This window comes from Aeromicrobium sp. 10G20-16, from assembly GCF_055809665.1.
On record NZ_CM147919.1, the window covers coordinates 1,162,869 to 1,182,416 of the forward strand.

A 19,548-nucleotide genomic window follows, 5' to 3' on the forward strand; every position below is an offset into this window, starting at 1 on the left:
TCCGACCGTCCTCATCGCTCGTGCACCAGCCGACCCTGCGCCCACGTGGAGGCGACCTCGCAGGCACCGATCTCGTCGGTCGGCAGGCTGAACGGGTCGCGGTCGAGCACCACCAGGTCCGCCCTGGCACCCACGTGGACGAAGCCTGCGTCGACCCGGTGGTCAGCCCATGCCGAGCCACGCGTGTACGCCGACAGGGCCTCGTCCAGCCCGATGGCCTGCTCCGGCGTCAGCGTCTCACCGGCATCGGTGGGATCCTCGGTCCAGCCGCGCCGGTTCACCAGCACGTGCACGGCAGCCATCGGCTCCGGCGGGTTGACCGGCCAGTCACTGCCACCGGAGAACCGCGCGCGGCCGTCGAGGATGTCGCGGAACGGGTAGTGCCACGACCAGCGCTCGTCGTCGAGGTGAGGCCGCAGCAGATCGACCGCCGGCGTCTCGCGGCGCGCCCACATGCCCTGCAGGTTGGCCACCACCTGCAGGTCGCCGAAGCGTTGCCGGTCCTCTGGACGCACCAGCTGCAGGTGGGCGATCTGGTGGTGCAGGCCGCTCATGCCGTTGCGTCGGCGTGCGGCCTCCACGGCATCCAGCGCGTCGTGCACCGCCTGGTCGCCGATGGCGTGGAAGTGCACCTGCAGACCCGCGGCATCGAGCGCGCACACCGCCTCGACGGCTTGCTCGCGGTCGAGGAACGGCAACCCGTGGTCGCCGCATGGACATCCGGTCAGGTCGTCGTAGCCCTCGGTGAGGGTGGCGGTGAACGTCTCCGCGATGCCGTCCATCATGACCTTCACCGATCCGGCGTCGAGCCCTTGGCGGGCCAGCGCGTCGCGCTGCGCGACCAGCTCGCCCACCTGGGTGTCGACGTCGGTGCGGGACCGGTCCCACCACTGCGAGCAGCGCACCCGGGCCGTCAGCTCGCCGGAGTCGATGAGGTCCAGGTAGGCCCGGGTGGGATCGTCCAGTCCGGCGTAGCCGCCGATCAGCGCGTCGTGCCAGCCGGTGACCCCCCACCCGTGCAGATACGACTGGGCCTCGCGCAGCGCATCGGCGTTCTCTCCGCGATCAGGCGTGATGAGATCCCACACCAGCGCCATCGCGCCCTCGCGCAGCGTGCCGGTGGGGCGGCCATCGGCGTCGCGCTCGATCCACCCGTCGGCCGGGTCCGGGGTGTCGCGGTCCACCCCGGCGATCTCGAGCGCTCGACTGTTGACCCAGGCGTCGTGGTGGTCGGTGCTGGGCAGGAACACCGGACGGTCCGGCACGATCCGGTCGAGCAGGTCGGCGGTGGGGCCGTGTCGGTCGAAGACGTCGACCGACCAGCCGCCTCCGCGCACCCAGGCGTCCTGGGGACGGCGCTCGGCGACGTCGGAGATCGCCGAGAGGTACTCGTCGACGCTCGACATCGAGCTCATCTCGCAGCGCAGCCGTTCCAGCCCCCCGACCATCGGATGCATGTGGGAGTCGTGGAAGCCCGGCATGAGCAGGCCGCCTGCCAGGTCCACCTCCTGCGCGTCGGCAGCGGCATGTGCCGCGACCTCGTCCTCGCTGCCGGCGGCGAGGATGCGCCCGTCCCGCACGGCCACGCACTGGCCGGCGCGTCGACGGTGGCCGTCGAAGACGTGGCCGTTGCGAAAGACGAGGTCAGGAGCGGAAGCAGTCACGCCGATCCACGCTAGCGCGGACCGGGTGATCCGACCGATCGCGAGCCGCGTGGTCGCAGCGACCTCCGGTGGTGCAGGATCGACGGTGTCTGACCACGGAGGAGACAACCGATGATCACCGTCACCAACAACCGGGCGCAGAACCGGTTCGAGGCCCGCGACGGCGACACGCTCGCGGGCTACGCCGACTACCTGCGCACCGACGAGCTGGTCGCCTTCACCCACACCGAGGTGTTCTCGCAGTTCGAGGGTCACGGGGTGGGCTCGGCGCTGGCCCGCGAAGGCATCGCGTCGGTCGAGGCCGACGGCCTGAAGGTCCTGGCCATCTGTCCGTTCATCTCGGCCTGGCTGGCGCGGCACCCCGACTACGCACACCTGGAGTACCGCGCCAGCAGCAACGTCACCGACTAGCCCGTCCTTACTACGTGGTCGGCTGATCGCTGCCCAGCGTGACCTTCACCGTGTGCGTCGACCCCGACCGCACGTAGGTGATCGTCACCTGCTTCTCCGGGGGCAGCGTCCGGATGGCGGCCACCAGTCCGTCGGCCGACGCGATGACCTGGTCGTCGACCTTGGTGACGACGTCGCCACTGCGCAGTCCGGCCTTGGCGGCGGCCTGCCCGTCGGCGATCTCGCCGAGCCGTGCGCCGGCCGGGTTGGTGGAGTCGGCGACCGCGACGCCGAGCTGGGCGTGGCTGACGGTGTCGCCCTGCTCGATCTGCCGGGCCACGCGCATGGCCTCGTCGATCGGGATCGCGAAGCCGAGGCCGATCGACCCGGCCTGACCGCCCTGGCTGAGGCTCGCGATCGACGAGGTGATGCCCACGACCCGTCCGGACGAGTCGACCAGCGGTCCGCCGGAGTTGCCCGGGTTGATCGCGGCGTCGGTCTGGATGGCGTCGGTCACGGCCGACTGTCCGCCGCTCTCGTCGGAGGTCACGACCGGGCGGTCGAGGGCGCTGACGATGCCGGTGGTCACGGTGCCCTGCAGGCCCAGCGGTGCGCCGATCGCCACCACGGACTGGCCGACCTGCAGCGTCGAGGAGTGCCCGACGGTGGCGGGGGTCAGGCCGCTGGCGCCCTTCGCCTGGACCACGGCCAGGTCGGTGACCGGGTCACGACCCACGATGGACGCCGTGTAGGTCTTGCCACCGTCGACGACGACGTCGACCTTGCCGCCGTGCGCCGCCGCGGCGACGACGTGGTTGTTGGTCAGGATCTTGCCGTCGGCCGAGAGCACGATGCCGCTGCCCTCGTCGGCGCCCTCGGGCCCCTGCACCTGCAGCAGCACCACGCTGGGGGTCACGGTGTGGGCCACCTGCTCGACGTCGCCGGCGCTGCCGCTGGACGCGGCGCTCGCGACGACGGGCTGGGGTGCGGCGGCAGGGGTCTGCGGGTCGTCGACCGCGTGGGCGGTGGCGACGACGCCGACTCCGCCGAGCAGACCCGCGGCGAGGCCGACCGCCGCGACGCCGGCGAGGGTACGACGACCGAGGCCGGGACGGGTGAAGGATGCGGGCGCGTGCGCCGTGGCGGCGGGCGCGTCGTGGTCAGGCGCGGACGGAGTCGCCGGTGCGGACTCCTGGGGGTGATCGTTCATGTCCATGAGTGCACCGTCGCTCGGATCGCTGAACGGACGCTGAGCCGGCGATGAGGCGGCGAGAAGAACACCCGTCACGAACGGTGACGCCGCTCACGCCCAGGTGCTGGTCATGTCCTTCATCTGGTCGGTGAGGGCCGACTGCAGCAGCGGGCCGTAGGTGATGCGGCCGACGCCGAGCCGGCGGAACCGGTCCAGGTCGTGGCGGACCGGGTGCGCGGTGCAGTTGACCGGGACCGAGACGGCGTTGACGACCGCGGTGATCAGCTCGTCGTCGTCCTGGATGCGGACGGGGTACACGCTGCTCGCGCCGGCCTCGACCAGGGCCTGCAGACGCTCCACGGCCTCGTCGAGCACCGCGTGCGGGTCGTCGGCGTGCATGAACAGGTCGGTGCGACCGTTGATCCAGATCGGCACGTCAGCCGAGTCGGCTGCGGCTCGCAGGTCGGCGACGAACGCGGCGTGCTCGGCCGTGCTGCGCACCCGACCGCCCTCGGAGTGCACGGTGTCCTCGAGGTTCAGCCCCACTCCCCCGGCGTCGAGCAGGCCGGCGACCAGGTCAGCCGGTGACCGGCCGTAGCCGGCCTCCAGGTCGACCGAGACCGGCACGTCGACCGCCGCGATGATCGGGCGGACCGCCGCGACGACCTCGTCGAACGACTGCCCCTCGTTGTCCTGCGCCCCGCGGGAGTCCGCCAGCGGGTGGCTGCCGATGGTCAGCGCGGAGAAACCGGCGTCGACCATGGTGCGCGCGGACCAGACGTCCCAGACGGTCGGCAGCACCAGCGGCTGGTGGTCGGCGTGCAGCTGGGCGAGCCTCTCGGCCCGCGTTCGAAGGTCTGTCGTGGCCATCAGCCCATCACCCGCATCTGGTAGAAGCCGTGCGTGCGCGCCACGACCGTCCCGGCCTCGTCGGTGACCTCACAGAGCAGCTCGTAGTTCGACTTGCCGAGCTCGGCGGCCTCGGCTCGGATCCGGCTGACGTCCTCGTCGGTCAGCGTGGTGCGCGCCGTGACGGCCGACGTCGCGGGGCGCAGGAAGTCGATCTCGAGCCTCTTGACCAGTGGCACGCCGCCGGGGACGTCCATCAAGGGGGCCATCAACCCGCCCAGCACCTCCGCGACGGAGAACAACGACCCGGCGTACATCGCCCCGAAGTGGTTGACGTTCGGCTCGGCCGGGATGCGCGCCGACGCGCTGGTCGACGTCACCTCCAGGACATCGAGCTCCATGGCGCCGAGGATCGGGATCATGGCGCGGGCCTGCTCGGTGGTCGGGGCCTGGGGAGCGTTGTCGGTCATGGTCGAAACCTAGCGACTCGACGCCTGCGACGCGCGCGAACCGTCGTGCGCTGCTCGAGCTGCCCACTCCCGGCGGTCACCGCACCCTCGACCAGGCCCGGGCCGAGCGCAGGATGAAGGCGAGGATGGCCACCTCGACCGCGGCGCCGAGGCCGTAGAAGACCACCCAGGACTCGCCGACCACGTTGAACAGCGACACGGGGACGTAGAGCGTCGCCATGACGAGGTTGAGCGTGCGGTTCGCCCGCGCGGGCACCGTCATCGAGAGCAGGATCATCAGGGCCGGGATCCCCACCAGCGCGAGCGAGGTGGTGACGAACGTCTGGCTGATGTCGAACTCGAAGACGATGCCGGCCCGGATGTCGTCGACGACACCGGGCTTGTAGAGGTGGAGGTAGTCGACGTAGATGTAGAAGAACATGAAGCTGGTCCATGCTGCCGCGAGCCTGGCCTGCACGGGCAGGCGCAGTTCTTCCAGCGGCTTCTGGGACGGCTGACGGCCTGCAACGGTGCGGGGCTGGGTGGATGTCATCGTGATGCCTTCTGACGGGGTCGAGTGGATGACTCCACCGTCACGGACTCGCGCGTTCGGCACATCGGCCGTGCAGCCACACTCGCGCTGGCCGTTGGCACAGCACGTCTCTCGTACTTTCGGCCGATACGCCGGGCTCCCACGCCGCCTACGCTGACCCCGTGGCCACCACTGCCCTCCGCTCGCTCTGGGCCGAACCCCGCGCCGACGATCCGTCAGGCCCGACGCCGCGGGACTGGGCCCTCGTCGGGGCGCTGGCCTGCTGGTCACTCGCGGAGGTCGCGCTTCGCCACGGCCTGGCGCCGCGCCTGCTGCTGCTCGTGGTGGCGGTCGGGGTGTTCGCCCCGTTGCCGTGGCGACGCACGCACCCGCTCGGCGCGGTTGCAGCGTGCTTCGGCACGTTGACGGTCGTCGACGTGGTCAGGGTCGTGGCCGGCGTGGAGGGCTCCCTGGTGAACAGCGTCGCCGCGACGCTGATCCTGGCCTACGCACTGTTCCGGTGGGGCTCGGCACGCGAGGCGGCCATCGGCCTCGGCGCCATCGCGGTGTGGCTGCCGGTCACCAACAGCGCCGACGCCACCAGCCTGGCCGACTCGGTCGCCGCCTACGCGTTCTTCCTGTTCGCCGCCGCGCTCGGCGCAGCACTTCGCTATCACGCGACGATCCGCATCCGCGACGTCGAGCGGGCCAAGGCACGCGAGCGCGAGCAGCTGGCCCGCGACCTCCACGACACCGTCGCCCACCACGTGTCGGGCATCGCCATCCAGGCGCAGGCGGGCCGCGCCGTCGCCACCTCCCGCCCCGAGCACGCAGCGGAGGCCCTCGCGGTCATCGAGGACGCCGCGACCCGGACCCTCGCCGAGCTGCGCGCCATCGTCGGCGTGCTGCGCGACTCCGGTGGGACCGACCTGGCGCCGCAGCCTGGCGTTGCCGAGGTCGAGCAGCTCGCCACCGACGGCCGATCGGGTCCGCGCGTCGAGGTGACGCTGCGCGGTGAGCTCGACGATCTGAGCCCGGCGGTCGGCGCGGCGATCTATCGCCTGGCCCAGGAATCGGTCACCAACGCTCGACGCCACGCACATCGCGCGACCCGCGTCACCGTCGCGGTGACGGGAGACACCGACCGGGTGCGGCTGACCGTCGACGACGACGGCACGGCCACCGGCGGCCCCGGACCAACCGGATTCGGCTTGATCGGCATGCACGAGCGCGCCTCGCTGCTCGGCGGCACCTTCGAGGCCGGTCCCGCCGACCGGGGCTGGCGCGTGGAGGCGGTCCTTCCCCGGTCCGGAGCCTCGCGATGAGCATCCGCGTGCTCATCGCCGACGATCAGGCCATCGTGCGCACCGGGCTGACCATGCTGCTCGATGCCCAGCCGGACATCGAGGTGGTCGGTGCGGCTCCCGACGGGCGTGAGGCGGTCCGTCTGGCGGCCGAGCTGCGCCCCGACGTGGGACTGTTCGACGTCCGCATGCCGATGATGGACGGCATCGAGGCCACCCGACGCCTCGCCGGACCCGACGTCGCCGATCCCCTGCCGATCGTGGTCATCACGACCTTCGACCTCGACGAGCACGTCCACGGGGCGCTCAAGGCAGGCGCCCGTGGGTTCCTGCTCAAGGACGCCGGCCCGGAGCTGCTGACCCAGGCCATCCACGCGGCCGCTGCCGGCGACGCCCTGATCGCACCCAGCGTGACGGTGCGGCTGCTCGCCGCGTTCGCGCAGTCCCAGGTCTTACCGACGAGGCAGCCGCTCGAACCGCTCACGACACGCGAGGAGGAGGTCCTCGTGCTCGTGGCACAGGGCCGCACCAACAACGACATCGCCGCCGAGCTGTTCATCACCCCGAGCACCGTCAAGGCCCACCTCGCGGCCCTCATGCGCAAGCTCGACGCCCGCAACCGGGTCGAGGTCGCCATGTGGGCCCACGAGACCGGCCGCATCTGAGCCGCGTTGGTCTCCACGCTCCGGAGATGACGAAGGCCCGGACCTTGTTGGTCCGGGCCTTCCGTTGGTAGCGGGGACAGGATTTGAACCTGTGACCTCTGGGTTATGAGCCCAGCGAGCTACCGAGCTGCTCCACCCCGCGTCGCACCCATCACTCTACAGACCGCGCCCATGCGACTCAAATCGGGTTCCCCCCGATCTGCGACTCATCCGAAGGTGCGGCGCTCCCACCAGGCCACGACCTTCGGGTACTGGCCCGGCAGAAGTCGCACGAGCCGGTCGACTGTCGAGGCCTGGCCGATCAGCGCCCGCCCTCGCCCCTTCGCCACCGCGGCGAGGATCTCGTCGGCCGCCTCGGCCGGCGTCGCCTTGAACAGCTTCTCCTCGTAGACCTCGCGACGGCTCGACTGCTTCTGCCGTGCCGTCTCGTCCAGGCCCGGCTGCTCGTAGGCGCCGTTGCCGATGTTGGTCTTGACGCCGCCGGGGTGCACCACGGTGACCTTGACCGGACGCCGCTCCCCCAGCATCTCGACGCGCAGCGCCTCGCTGAACCCGCGCACCGCGAACTTGGACGTGCAGTACGCCGTCATGCCGGACTGCGCCATGAAGCCGTTCAGGCTCGACAGGTTGACGACGTGCCCGTCGCCCGAGGCGATCAGGTGCGGCAGGAACGCCTTCGTCCCGTGGATCACGCCCCACAGGTTCACGTCGAGCACCTTGGCGTAGGTGTCATAGGCGGTGTCCTGCGTGCTCAGCGCCGTGGCGCCGATGCCGGCGTTGTTGAAGATCTGGTGCACCACACCGAAGTGCGCCGCGACCTCGCCCGCCCACGCCTCGACCGCCGAGCGGTCGGACACGTCCAGCACCGTGGTGAGCACGTCGGCGCCGAGCGCCTCCGCCTGGTTCGCCGTCTCCTGCAGCCCGTCGGCGACCAGATCGCTCAGCGCGAGGCGCGCTCCCCTGCGGGCCAGGTCCAGCGCGAGAGCGCGGCCGATGCCCGAACCCGCACCGGTGACGGCTGCGACCTTGCCGCGAAAGGTGTCCTCGTGGTGTGCCATGAGGACATCCTCTCGCGGCGGTCGACCGTGGCGTCTAGCTGCCGTCCTTCAGGGCGTCCTGGGCGTCGGTGATCGCCTGACCCATCTGGTTGATGCGCTGCTGGTAGGTGTTCAGGTCGCCGTCCTTGAGGGCCGCCTGCGCCTGCGAGTAGAACCGGCTGGCGTCCTCGAGGTACTGCGACGTGGTCTTGCCGCTCGGAGGTGGGGTGTCCGAAGGCTGGTCGCCACCGCCGGAGTCCGGCGTGTCACCCTCGCCGTCCGTGGTGTTCGACGTGTCGCCGGCCTGCAGGCCCACCGCCACCCTGAGCGCCTCGTCGAGCGTCTGACCGAAGCCGACCGACCCACCGAACGACACCGCGACGAACTGCAGCACCGGGTAGGTGCCGACCTCGGCCGTGCGCTGGATGTAGACCGGTTGCACGTACAGCAGACCGTCGCCGACCGGCAGGGTCAGCAGGTTGCCGCGCAGGATCTTGGCCTGCTTGGACTGCTCGAACTGCAGCAGCGCCTGCGTGACGCCCTTGTCGGTCTGGAAGTCGTTGGCGATCTGGCTCGGACCCGGAACCTGGGTGTTGCTGGGCAGCTCCAGGATCTGCATCACGCCGTAGTTGTCGCTGCTCGCCTCGGAGTTGACCGACACGAACGACGCCAGGTTCTGCCTGCTGTTGGGCAGGAAGACGCTGGTCAGCGAGAACTCGGTCTTGTCGTCGCCCGGCCGCGCGATGGACAGGTAGTACGGCGGCTGGAGGGTCTTGGTGTTCTCGCCCAGGGTGGGATCACCCGGCACGCGCCAGCGCTCACCGTCCTCGTAGAACGTCTGCTCGTCGGTGACGTGGTAGCGGCTCAGCACGTCGCGCTGCACCTTGAACATGTCGACCGGGTACCGCAGATGGTCCATCAGGGCGGAGCTGATGTCTGACTTGGGCAGCACCGTGTTGGGGAAGACCTTCATCCAGGTCTTGAGGATCGGGTCCTTCTCGTCCCACTCGTACAGCTTGACGCTGCCGTCGTAGGCGTCGACCACGGCCTTGACCGAGTTGCGCATGTAGTTGATCTCGTCGGTGGGCAGCGCCGCCTGGGCGCGACCCGTGGTCAGCGTGTCGGCCGTGGCCTCGCGCAGCGAGCGGTGCTGCGAGTAAGGGTAGGCGTTGCTGGTGGTGTAGCCGTCGACGATCCACACGACGCGGCCGTCGACGACGGCCGGGTAAGGGTCGCCGTCGACCGTCAGCCAGGGGGCGACCTTCTCGACGCGATCACGCGGGTGGCGGTCGTACAGGATCTTCGACTGGCTGTTGACGCGGCTCGACAAGACGATGTTGGGCTCGGCGAACTTGAACGCGTACAGCGCCTTGTTGAAGAAGTTGCCGACCGGGACGCCGCCCGATCCGTCGTAGGTGTTGGCGCTCGCGTCGGCGCTGGCGTCGTCGGCCGAGCCGCCGCCACGGGGAATGTCGACCTCGATCGGCGCCGCGCCCTTGGGCCGGCCGACGATCGAGTAGTCCGGGGACTGCTCACCGAAGTAGATGCGCGGCGGCGTGGTGATGTTCAGGTCGCCCACCGGCGGGATGTCCTTCTCGACCCACACCGGCTCGCCCTGCGGGCCGCGCTCGTTGCCGCGAGCGGCGATGACGCCGTAGCCGTGGGTGTACACGGTGTGGTCGTTGGCCCAGTTGCGCTGGGCGTCGGGCAGACCGGCGAGGTCGACCTCGCGCGCCGCGATGATGATGTCCTGCGGAGTCTCGTCGTCGCCGATCTTGTAGCGGTCGACGTCGAGCGTCGACGGCACCGTGTAGTAGCCGCGCACCTGCTGCAGCTGCTCGAACGCGTCGCGGATCAGGGTGGGGTCGAGCAGTCGGCTGCTGACGCGTTGCTCAGCCGACTTGGTCAGCTCGGCAGGAGTCAGCGTGGTCTTGGCGGTGTAGGGCTGGGTCTGCGCATCGGCCACCGCATAGGCGTCTCGGGTCGCCGCGATGTTCTTGGCGATGTACGGCGCCTCCTTGTCGGGCTCGGACGGCTTGACCTGGAACCCCTGCATGACGGCCGGCCAGATGCCACCGATCAGCACCGAGGTCAGCGCCAGGAGGCCGAGACCGAGGGCCGGCAGCACCCAGGAGCGGACGAACACGACCGCGAAGAACAGCAGCGCACACACCAGGGCGACGCCGATGAGGATGTTCTTGCTCGGGATGCGGGCGTTGGCATCGGTGTAGGTGATGCCGTCGACCACACCACCGGAGCCGATGGCCAGGGCGAACCGGTCCAGGTAGTACGAGACGGCGCGAGTGAGCACGCCGAGACCGATGAGCAGGGAGATGTGCACCTGTGCGGCGCGGGTGAACCGAGGACCGCGACCCACGATGCGCACGCCTCCGTAGACGTAGTGCACGAAGACGACGGCCAGGACCGTGAGGACGATCAGGGCGAAGCTGTACGACGTCAGGAACCGGTACCAGGGGTAGTCGAAGACGTAGAAGCCGATGTCCTTGCCGAACTGGGCGTCCTTGGTGCCGAACGGCGTGCCGTTCGCCCACATCTTGTAGGTGTCCCATCGGCTGGCGGCGATCGAGCCGGCGAAGGCCACCACGAGCAGACCGCCGATGATCAGGACCGGCTTGGCGATGGGCGTCAGGGCGGTGCGGTATCGGAACGCCGGGTCGTCACGGCGCATCGACGGGTTGTCCGGGCGCAGGCGGTAGGCCAGGTACACGTTGCCGATGAGGACCGCCCCGAACAGCAGTCCGAGCACGAGGAACAGCGAGACGCGCGTGACCAGCACGGTCTGGAACACGTCGCCGTAGCCGATGGCGCGGAACCACAGGCGGTCGGTCCAGAGGCTGGTGAAGATCGACCCCACGAACAGCAGTGCTGCCAAGGTGATCAGCGTCGGAACCAGCACCCGTCGTCCGCCGTCGCCACCGCCACTGGGCTGGCGTGGCTCCCGCTGGCGGGCATTTCCGAAGATGTCGCTCACGTGTCTCCTGCTTCGTTTACCCGTCGCTGCGCCGGGAGAGTGACTCTGACTCTATGGCACCGCACCAATACCTTCTCAGCGCTTCTCGGGCTCACGGCTCGAGGGTCTGTCGAAGCTGCGCCACGAGGCCGGGAACCAGGTCCGGTCCCTCCAGCATCTCGGCCGTGGTGGCGTCACGCATGCGCACGCCGCTGTGCACCGCTCCCCCACGTGTCACGGCGGCGACGAGCCGCACCTCGCGGCGATCGGGGTGCTCGGCGGCCGCGCGCACCATGGCGTCGGGATCGTCGGGCAACGACTCCTCGGCCTCGGGCGGCAGCATCAGCCGCTCGACCACGACGGCACACCCGGTGACGGTCTCGGGCCAGCCGATCCCGGTCAGCAGGTCCTCGAGGTCGCGCCCGTCGGAGGGAAGCTCCTGCTCGATGGGGGTGAACCCTCCGGGCGTGGCCTCCACCTGGGCGGCCAGCTCGGGCTCACGGGCGATCAGGTCGACGGTGGGCACGAGCGCGAACAGTCGGGCCGGCTGGTCCCATCCGTCGGCGCCCACGTGCGCCTCCACCTCGAGCGCGGCGCGACGCACCGGCGAGTCCGGCATCAGCTGCATGACGGGACCGTCGCGTTCTTGTCCTTCGCGAGCGCCTTCAGCGACGTGATGGCGTCCGACAGGTTGGTGATCTTGACCAGCTTCAGTCCCTTGGTGTCACCGTCGAGGGCCTCGGCGCAGTTGGGCGCCGGCACGAGGAACACCGTGGCGCCCGCGGCGGCCGCACCGGCGATCTTCTGCTGGACGCCGCCGATGGCGCCGACCTGGCCCTCCGCGCTGATCTCGCCGGTGCCGGCGACCTTGAGCCCACCGGTGAGCGAGCCGGGGGTCAGCTTGTCGTAGATGCCGAGAGCGAACATCGTGCCGGCGCTCGGACCTCCGATCGACCGACCGACGTTGTTGTCGATCGAGATCGGGTAGTCGTACTTCGTGCCCAGGGTGATGCCGATGCGCGGGAGGGTGGGATCGGTGCGGTCCGGCTTGGTGACCACGGAGACCGTGCGCTCGGTGGATCCTCGCGTGATGGCCAGGGTCACGGTCGCGCCCGGCTTCACCGCGCCGACCGCCTTGACCGCCGCGGCCGAGGAGTCGACCGGCGCGCCGTCCACGGCGCGGATCAGGTCGCCCGACTTCAGCACTCCGGCCCCGGCCCCGTCGGCGGAGACGTCGGCGACCTCGGGCAACCCGGGCACGGTGTAGCCCGCCGCGCGCAGGGCGGCGACGCGCGAGGAGTCCTTGGAACCGTCGAGCTCGGCGGCGGACTCAGCCCGCGAGTCCGACTCGCTCGTGCCCTTCGGGTAGACCAGGTCGCGCGGGACCACCGCGACGTCGCGGTCCAGGTACGACTGGATGGCCTGGCCCAGGCTGATCCGCGTGCCCGCGCGGGTGACGGAGACAGTGGTGAAGTCGAGATTGCCGGTGGTGGGGTAGGTCTTCACGTCGGAGCCGAAGGTGAACATCGGCTTGTCGCCGAAGTCGCCGAGGGTGTCGTACGCCGGGCCCGGCCGCAACGTCACGTAGGGCACCGGCAGGAGCAGGACGACACTCACCAGCACGATCAGGCTGATCGCCGCGGCGAGACGCACCACGTAGGTGCGACTCAGCGACATCGGATCCTGCGGAGGGTGGGAGTCGGACACGAGGCGATCCTAGGAGGTCAGGCCGAATGGTCCGGCGCGGCGACGGTCAGAGCCAGGCCTGGTCGCCGGACGAGAACGTCTGCTGCTTCCACACCGGAACCTCGAGCTTCAGCTCGTCGATCAACCGCCGGCAGGCCGCGAACGCCGCCGGACGGTGTCCGGCCGACGCGCCGACCACGACGGCGAGGTCGCCCACGGCGAGATCGCCGACACGGTGCGTGGCGGCCAGCGCCACCACGTCCTCCTCGCGGCCGATCCGCTCGGCGACGTCCCGCAGACGGTCCAGCGCCGTCGGGTGCGACGAGTAGCTCAGGTCGCTGACCTGGTCGCCGCCGTCGTGATCGCGCACCGTGCCGATGAACAGGCACGTTCCCCCTGACGAGGGGTCGGAGACGGCGTCGAAGACCTCGTCGAGGCTCAGCGGTGCGTCACGGATGTCAAGCAGGCGAACGATCGGCATGATCGGACCATCGTAGAGCCCAGCAAGGGCCGTCGTCGTGGCGAAGCCGGCGATGGGACCGGTCGGTACGCTGGCCCCATGTCAGAGCAGGACGACGATCAGCCCCAGAACCCGTTCGCGGGCACGCCCTTCGAGGAGATGTTCGGCGCGCTCAGCGGCGGCCAGATCGACCTGAACCAGATCATGGGGCAGATGCAGCACCTGTTCACACCGCACGAGGGCAGCGTCGACTTCGATGCCGCGCGCGACGTCGCCCGCAAGACCGTCGCCGCGGCCGGTCCCGACCCGTCGCCCACCTCGCACCAGCAGGGCGCGGTCTCCGACGCCGTCCGGCTCGCCGAGAGCTGGCTCGACCGCGCGACCGACATCCCGTCCGGTACCACCACGTCGGCCGCATGGAGCCGCGCCGAGTGGGTCGAGTCCACGGCACCGATGTGGAACCGGCTCGTCGAGCCCATCGCAGCATCGGTCGTGACGGCCATGTCCGACGCCCTGCCCGAGGAAGCCCGAGCCATGGCTGCCCCGATCATGGGCCTGCTCACCCAGGCCGGTGGCGCCATGTTCGGCCAGCAGATCGGCCGCGCCCTGGGCGAGCTCGCCGGAGAGGTCGTGTCGGTCACCGACATCGGCCTGCCGCTCGGGCCCGACGGCGTCGCCGCCGTGCTGCCGGCCAACGTCGCCGCGTTCGGCGAGGGCCTCGAGCACAGCGACGCCGACGTGCTGCTGTACGTCGTCCTGCGCGAGTGCGCGCACCAACGCCTGTTCAGCCACTCCCCGTGGCTGCGCTCGGCGCTGGTCACCGCCATCGAGGAGTTCGGTCGCGGCACCCGCATCGACGTCTCCGCCATCGAGGCGCAGATCGGCAACCTGGATCCGTCGAACCCCGAGCAGATCCAGGAAGCCATGAGCAGCGGGCTGTTCGAGCCCGAGCGCACCCCCGAGCAGGCCAAGGCGCTGGAGCGTCTGGAGACGCTGCTCGCGTACGTCGAGGGGTGGGTCGACGAGGTCGTCACCCAGGCCACGGCCGAGACCATGCCGGCCGCCGTCTCGCTGGGCGAGGCGATGCGGCGTCGGCGAGCCGCCGGCGGACCGGCCGAGCAGACCTTCGCCTCCCTGGTCGGGCTCGAGCTGCGGCCGCGACGCCTGCGCGAGGCGGCCACCGTGTGGGCGGCCCTGCGCGATCGCCGCGGCACCGAGGCGCGCGACAAGCCGTGGACGCACCCCGACCTGATGCCGACCGCAGCCGACCTCGACGATCCCCTGGGATTCTCCGCCGACGAGCCCGACGCTGACGGCGACGACTTCGACGCCGAGCTCGGCCGCCTTCTCGACGGACCCGACGACTCCACGACGTGACCCTGCACGACGACGCCCGTTCGGTCCTCGCCGACTGGGTCGCCCCGGACGCCGACCAGGAACGGCTCCGCGCGCTGTACCTGACGCACCTCGCCGAGCATCCCGACGCCATGTACCGCGAGTGTCGGCCGGACCACCTGACGTCCAGCGCGCTGGTCATCTCGTCCGACGGGGAGCACGTGGTGCTGACCAAGCACCGCAAGGCCGGGCTCTGGCTGCAGACCGGCGGTCACTGCGAGTCCGGCGACACGACCCTCAGCGGCGCGGCACTGCGCGAGGCGCGCGAGGAGTCAGGAATCCACGACCTCCACGTCGACCCGGCGCCTGTGCTGCTGTCACGCCATGCGGTGCCGTTCTGCGGTCCCCTGCAGCCGGCCCACCACCTCGACGTGCAGTTCATGGCCGTGGCTCCCCCGGGCGCCCAGCCCGCGATCAGCGAGGAGTCCGAGGAGCTGGCGTGGTGGCCCGTCGATCGCCTGCCCGATCCGACCGATCAGGACGTGCGCGACCTGGTGGCGGCGGCGGTGGGCCGCCTCGGCCGGTCCTGACCCCCGCCCGCGGCTACGCGGTTCGCGGGCGACGCCAGGTCCAGTCGGTCGGGACGGAGATCCCGTCCAGCCCGACACCCTGCACGATCAGGCGGTGGGCGTCGGGAAGCTTCCCGGCGCTGCTGCTGGAGCCCCCGATCGACGTCGGCCCACAGCGGCGTGCTGTTCGCCGACCCGAGGTACTCACCCGTTCCCGTGCCGGGCAGCACGTGCGTGGGCATGCCGAGACCCATCAGCAGCTCGCGCGCGAACGAGTCCATGATCATCACGACGAAGTCCATGTCGTTGGCGTACAACGCCGAGGTGAGCCCGTGGTACAGGGCGCTGGCGCACAGGCCCTGTCGTCCCAGTCCGGGACGCACCGCGATCGTGGCGATGTCCCACGTGCGTTCGGGGTCGACCCCGGCCGATCGCGCCGACCGCAGGCCGTCGACCTCCCAGGGGACGCGTTCGACGTCGTTCAGGGTCTTGAGGCCGGCCGGACCGGGGGTGATGAAGCGGGCAGCGGCCACTGCTTCGCCCTTCTCGTCCAGGATCGCGATGAACCCGGTCGCGTCCTCGTAGGGGCCGTACTCGCGCGCGAAGTCCTCCGCGGTGTTGCCGTAGGCCTCGAGGAACACCTCGGCCTCGCAGGCGCGAGCAGCGGCGAGCTCGTCACCGTCGGGGTCGAACACGAGTCTGAGCGATGGTGCTGTCATCGCGGTTCCTTTCTGAGGTGGTTCGGGGAGGAGGCGGCCTCGTGGGCCAGCCAACGATCCACGTGTGATGCGGGCATGGGGCGCGCCAGGTGGTAGCCCTGCACGGTGTCGACGCCCATCGCGGCGAGCGCGTCCAGGTCGTGGTCGTTCTCGACGCCTTCGGCGACGATGCGCATGTCCAGCGCGTGCGCGAGCTGGACGGTCGAGGCCACGATCATCCGACTGCGCTCGTCGGTGGAGACGTTGCCGATGAGCGTGCGGTCGATCTTCAGCTCCTGCACGGGCAGGTTCCGCAGGTATGCGAGCGAGGAGAAGCCCGTGCCGTAGTCGTCGATCGCGATCTGGACGCCACGACGCCTCAGGTCGAGCAGGACCTCACGCGTGCGCTGCGGGTCCGACAGGAACGAGTCCTCGGTGATCTCCAGCACCACGCGGTCGGGCGGGATCGAGGCTGCCTCGATCGCGGCGAACAGGAACGGCAGGAACGAGGGACCGAGCAGCTCGGGCGGGGCGCAGTTGATGGAGACCCGCATGTCGGTGCCGGTCTGCCAGCGGGTCTGCAGATCGTCGATGGCCTGCTGCGCCACGATCTCGGACAGCCTGCTCATCAGGCCGGCACGCCGGGCTGCCGGGAGGAAGGCGATCGGTCCGGTCAGGCCCTCGGTCGGATGGCGCCACCGCACGAGCGCCTCGAGGCCGGCGACCGACATGGTGTCGACGTCGACCTGCGGTTGGTACCAGACCTCGAACTGGCCCTCGTCCAGGGCGACGCGCACCTCCTCGGCCAGCTGCAGGCGCGACCTCGAGAACTTGTCGAGGTCGGCGTCGTAGATCGCCACGCCCCTGCCCGACCTCTTCGCCTGGTACATCGCGACGTCCGCGCGACGCAGCACGTCTGTCCCGTCGGCCACGCCTGCGGAGACGTCGACCGTTCCGGTCACCGCGATGCCGATCGACGCCGCCGTGCTGATCTGCAGGCCGTCGATCTCGATCGGCTTGGCGAGGTCTCCGAGCACCTGGTGCGCCAGCTCCATCAGCTCGATCTCGTCTCGCGTCTCGACGAGGATCGCGAACTCGTCGCCCCCGAGGCGAGCCACCCTGGCCCGCGGCTCGACGGACTCCCTCATCCGCATCGCCACCATCTCGAGCACCGAGTCGCCTGCCCGGTGTCCGAGGGCATCGTTGATCTCCTTGAAGCGGTCCAGGTCGAGCAGCATCAGGCCGAGTGGACGACGACTGCCCAGGCCGTCGGACAGCCACGCCCGCACGGCCCGACGGTTGGGCAGCAGGGTCAGGTCGTCGGTCTGCGAGAGGGCGAAGGCCTCGGTCGCCCGGTTGGCGTCCCGCAACGCCAGGGCCAGCCGGACAGCGACGGCGCCCAGGGTGACCACGGCCGGCCACTGGGTGATGTGCGCGAGCGCGTCATCGGGCCGAACGGTCAGCACGCCCAGCGCCAGCAGTCCGGCGCCGATGAGCAGCGGGGTGTTGCCCGCGCTGCGGCGGCGCAGACGCACGGTCGTCTGCCCGGGGCGACAGGCGACCCCCACCAGCACCGCGAACGCCGCTCCCCAGAGGCCATAGCTCGCGGCGCTGAAGTCGTAGGAGGCCGCCGAGTTCTCCAGCGCGAAGCCGGAGTCGGCAGCGGCCAGCAGCACGAACGCGAGCCCGAGCTGCCACCCGGCCCGACGGTCCGCGCGGATGTGGAGAAGGCCCTGCGCCAGCACGACCAGCACCAGTGCGCTGTCGGCGAGCGGGTAGACCAGAGCCAGCAAGAGGGTGACGCCGTCAGCACCCGACGCGATCCGGATCGGGGTGATCAGCAGCAGCGAGGCGACGCACGCGGTTCCTCCACAGATGATGATCGCGTCGAGCCACCCGCGCCCCTGGCCTGCGCGACGCGGGTCCACGTCGCGCAGGAGGTACCCGAAGATGCCGAGGTACGACACCAGGAACAGCCACTCCCCCGGCGCGGGGAACGTCGTGTCCTGCCCGCGCGCGAGATTGACCGAGAGCGATCCCAGCGCCCACGCCACGACGCCGGCCAGCAGAGCGAGCAGCCCCGCCCGACGAGCGGGCTGCGTCCATGCCGCGATGAGCAGGCGCAGCACCAGCAGGGCGAAGAACACCCCCAGCCCAGCTCCCACGATCGTGGAGTCGCGGTTGGGTCCGGTACGACCCATCGCGTCGGCGACGATCACACTGATGAACACCACCCACGGCATCGGTGAGAGAACGAGCTGAACTCGCTCGCCGGCCGTTCGGCGGCGGTTCCTGTGCGCGCCCTGCTCAGCCGAGGTCATCGGACTCCAGGCTGCTGAGGACCAGGTCGATGTCGGCGACCGTGGTGAGCGGATTGACGAAGCACAGCCGCAGCACGGCCGATCCGCGGAAGTAGGTGGGCGTGACGAGGGCCAGTCCCTGCTCACGCGTGCGCGACGACCACCGCGAGTACTCGGCCCATCCCCATCCGTGCCGGGTGAACAGCACCACCGACAGGTGCGGCTCGGTGGCCAGGTCGAGATGGGGCAGGTCGGCGATCTGCTTGGCCGCGTACCGGGCGAGGTCGAGGCACTCCTCGACGGCGTCAGCGTAGGCGTCGGTGCCGTTCGCGACCAACGAGGCCCAGATCGGCAGTCCGCGAGCGCGTCGGGACAGATGGGCCGCGTAGTCGGCCGGGTTGTCGGCGTCGTCGACGCTCACGGACTCCAGGTACGCCGCTCGTTGCCGATGGGCGGACCGTGCCGCACCGGGCTCGAGATACAGGACGGCGGCGCAGTCGAGGGGGGTGAACAGCCACTTGTGGGGATCGATGGTGACCGACGAGGAGCGCGCGATGCCCTCGAAGGTCGCGCGCTGGTGGGGCACGGTCAGCGCTGCACCGCCGTAGGCGGCATCGACGTGCATCCACAGGCCGAGCACCTCGCAGCAGTCGGCGATCTCGTCCAGGGCATCGACCATCCCGGTGTTGGTCGCACCGGCGTTGGCCACGACCGCGACGACGTCGGCCGGGTCCAGCGAGTCCAGGACCGCCATCACCTCGTCGCCCCCGAGACGGCGATCCGGCGATCCGGCGACCACGACACGACAACCCATGATGTCGGCCGCGGCTCGGATCGAGGAGTGCACCGACGCCCCGGCCACGATGACGTTCGGCAGTCCGCCGTCGGGCGCCACCCAACCGTGCCGAGCCGCGACCAGTGCACTGAGGTTCGCCAACGAGCCGCCGCTGACGAAGACCCCGTGGGCCGTCTCGGGGTAGCCGACCAGGTCGCACAACCAGCGGACCGCTGCCCGCTCGGCGACCACGACGTCGCCTGCCTCCAGCTCGCTCCCGCCGTAGACCGCGGCCGCCGACAGCGCGGCGTCCGCGATGATGGCAGCCGAGGTCGGCGCACCTCCGACGAAGGCCAGGTAGCGCTGATGGTCGGTGGGAAAGGCGGTCGCGAGCACCAGGTCGCGCACCACGGGCCAGGTCGAGGCGATGCCGATGCCCGTCGCCGTCACCGCCGGAAGCTCGTTCCCGCCGACCCTCACGGGCAGCGGAAGATTCCGGCGGTCCGCGATCCAGGCGGCGACCTCGCTCAGCACTTGACGATCCTGCAGCGCAAAGTCGTGCACGTCGTCCCGCCGATCACCGCCGTGGAGAGCCGTCATCAGGCCTTGTCCCCCGGACCCCGATGACTTCTCCCCCGCCTGTCCCCAGAATAGACCTCCGCGACGCGCAGG

At 70.6% G+C, this 19,548-nt stretch carries 18 protein-coding genes and 1 tRNA gene; 5 read left to right on the top strand and 14 right to left on the bottom strand.

The genetic code is table 11. The features are described from left to right. Positions 1-11: 11 nt before the first annotated feature. Complete coding sequence (locus tag AC0L5F_RS05880; protein WP_473315686.1) at positions 12-1,664, bottom strand: amidohydrolase; 1,653 nt, start codon at positions 1,662-1,664, stop codon at positions 12-14. Between the two features lie 111 nt (positions 1,665-1,775). On the opposite strand from AC0L5F_RS05880, the gene AC0L5F_RS05885 reads away from it, so the two are divergent. Then, a complete protein-coding gene (locus AC0L5F_RS05885) occupies positions 1,776-2,075 on the top strand; it encodes a GNAT family N-acetyltransferase (RefSeq protein WP_473315687.1) in 300 nt (99 codons plus the stop codon). 10 nt (positions 2,076-2,085) lie between these two features. On the opposite strand, the gene AC0L5F_RS05890 is transcribed toward AC0L5F_RS05885, so the two are convergent. The 4 genes from AC0L5F_RS05890 to AC0L5F_RS05905 form a co-directional block, all read right to left on the bottom strand. Next, the gene (locus AC0L5F_RS05890; RefSeq protein ID WP_473315688.1) at positions 2,086-3,270 is read right to left on the bottom strand and encodes a S1C family serine protease; all 1,185 of its coding nucleotides are present in this window, start codon (positions 3,268-3,270) and stop codon (positions 2,086-2,088) included. A gap of 87 nt (positions 3,271-3,357) precedes the next feature. Further along, positions 3,358-4,116: an isocitrate lyase/PEP mutase family protein gene (locus AC0L5F_RS05895; RefSeq protein ID WP_473315689.1), complete on the bottom strand. Its 759-nt coding sequence runs from the start codon at positions 4,114-4,116 to the stop codon at positions 3,358-3,360. Beyond that, complete coding sequence (locus tag AC0L5F_RS05900; protein ID WP_473315690.1) at positions 4,116-4,565, bottom strand: YiiD C-terminal domain-containing protein; 450 nt, start codon at positions 4,563-4,565, stop codon at positions 4,116-4,118. Before AC0L5F_RS05900 ends, AC0L5F_RS05895 begins: the two co-directional genes overlap by 1 nt. A 76-nt stretch (positions 4,566-4,641) precedes the next feature. Next, positions 4,642-5,097, bottom strand: a complete 456-nt coding sequence (locus tag AC0L5F_RS05905; RefSeq protein ID WP_473315691.1) for a DUF6326 family protein — start codon at positions 5,095-5,097, stop codon at positions 4,642-4,644. 161 nt (positions 5,098-5,258) lie between these two features. Between AC0L5F_RS05905 and AC0L5F_RS05910 the strand changes: the two genes are divergently transcribed. Then, positions 5,259-6,401 (top strand): sensor histidine kinase, encoded by a 1,143-nt coding sequence (locus AC0L5F_RS05910; protein WP_473315692.1) that lies wholly within the window; start codon positions 5,259-5,261, stop codon positions 6,399-6,401. Further along, the gene (locus AC0L5F_RS05915; protein ID WP_473315693.1) at positions 6,398-7,045 is read left to right on the top strand and encodes a response regulator; all 648 of its coding nucleotides are present in this window, start codon (positions 6,398-6,400) and stop codon (positions 7,043-7,045) included. The genes AC0L5F_RS05910 and AC0L5F_RS05915 overlap by 4 nt, the downstream gene beginning before the upstream one ends. A 65-nt stretch (positions 7,046-7,110) precedes the next feature. Here AC0L5F_RS05915 and AC0L5F_RS05920 read toward each other — a convergent pair. From AC0L5F_RS05920 to AC0L5F_RS05945, 6 genes are all read right to left on the bottom strand, one after another. Beyond that, positions 7,111-7,187 (bottom strand) — tRNA-Met (locus AC0L5F_RS05920). 64 nt (positions 7,188-7,251) lie between these two features. Further along, positions 7,252-8,103, bottom strand: coding sequence for an SDR family NAD(P)-dependent oxidoreductase (locus AC0L5F_RS05925; RefSeq protein WP_473315694.1), 852 nt, complete (start codon positions 8,101-8,103; stop codon positions 7,252-7,254). A gap of 34 nt (positions 8,104-8,137) precedes the next feature. Continuing rightward, positions 8,138-11,074: a UPF0182 family membrane protein gene (locus tag AC0L5F_RS05930; protein WP_473315695.1), complete on the bottom strand. Its 2,937-nt coding sequence runs from the start codon at positions 11,072-11,074 to the stop codon at positions 8,138-8,140. Positions 11,075-11,165: 91 nt separating this feature from the next. Continuing rightward, positions 11,166-11,681: a PPA1309 family protein gene (locus tag AC0L5F_RS05935; protein ID WP_473315696.1), complete on the bottom strand. Its 516-nt coding sequence runs from the start codon at positions 11,679-11,681 to the stop codon at positions 11,166-11,168. Further along, a complete protein-coding gene (locus AC0L5F_RS05940) occupies positions 11,672-12,760 on the bottom strand; it encodes a YlbL family protein (protein WP_473315697.1) in 1,089 nt (362 codons plus the stop codon). The genes AC0L5F_RS05935 and AC0L5F_RS05940 overlap by 10 nt, the downstream gene beginning before the upstream one ends. A gap of 46 nt (positions 12,761-12,806) precedes the next feature. Further along, a complete protein-coding gene (locus AC0L5F_RS05945; RefSeq protein WP_473315698.1) occupies positions 12,807-13,220 on the bottom strand; it encodes a molybdenum cofactor biosynthesis protein MoaE in 414 nt (137 codons plus the stop codon). A 78-nt stretch (positions 13,221-13,298) separates the two neighbouring features. Here AC0L5F_RS05945 and AC0L5F_RS05950 point away from each other — a divergent pair, with 78 nt between their 5' ends. Both AC0L5F_RS05950 and AC0L5F_RS05955 read left to right on the top strand, forming a co-directional pair. Then, the gene (locus tag AC0L5F_RS05950; RefSeq protein WP_473315699.1) at positions 13,299-14,576 is read left to right on the top strand and encodes a zinc-dependent metalloprotease; all 1,278 of its coding nucleotides are present in this window, start codon (positions 13,299-13,301) and stop codon (positions 14,574-14,576) included. Beyond that, entirely contained in the window at positions 14,573-15,124 is a 552-nt protein-coding gene (locus tag AC0L5F_RS05955; protein WP_473315700.1) for an NUDIX hydrolase, read from the top strand. The genes AC0L5F_RS05950 and AC0L5F_RS05955 overlap by 4 nt, the downstream gene beginning before the upstream one ends. On the opposite strand, the gene AC0L5F_RS05960 is transcribed toward AC0L5F_RS05955, so the two are convergent. The 3 genes from AC0L5F_RS05960 to AC0L5F_RS05970 form a co-directional block, all read right to left on the bottom strand. Continuing rightward, complete coding sequence (locus AC0L5F_RS05960) at positions 15,070-15,822, bottom strand: hypothetical protein (protein ID WP_473315701.1); 753 nt, start codon at positions 15,820-15,822, stop codon at positions 15,070-15,072. The two genes, AC0L5F_RS05955 and AC0L5F_RS05960, sit on opposite strands and share 55 nt — an antisense overlap. After that, positions 15,819-18,032 carry a putative bifunctional diguanylate cyclase/phosphodiesterase gene (locus AC0L5F_RS05965; RefSeq protein WP_473315702.1) on the bottom strand — a complete coding sequence of 738 codons (2,214 nt, stop codon included), beginning with the start codon at positions 18,030-18,032 and terminating at the stop codon, positions 15,819-15,821. The genes AC0L5F_RS05960 and AC0L5F_RS05965 overlap by 4 nt, the downstream gene beginning before the upstream one ends. 76 nt (positions 18,033-18,108) lie before the next feature. Then, positions 18,109-19,476, bottom strand: coding sequence for a pyridoxal phosphate-dependent decarboxylase family protein (locus AC0L5F_RS05970; protein WP_473315703.1), 1,368 nt, complete (start codon positions 19,474-19,476; stop codon positions 18,109-18,111). Positions 19,477-19,548: the final 72 nt, after the last annotated feature.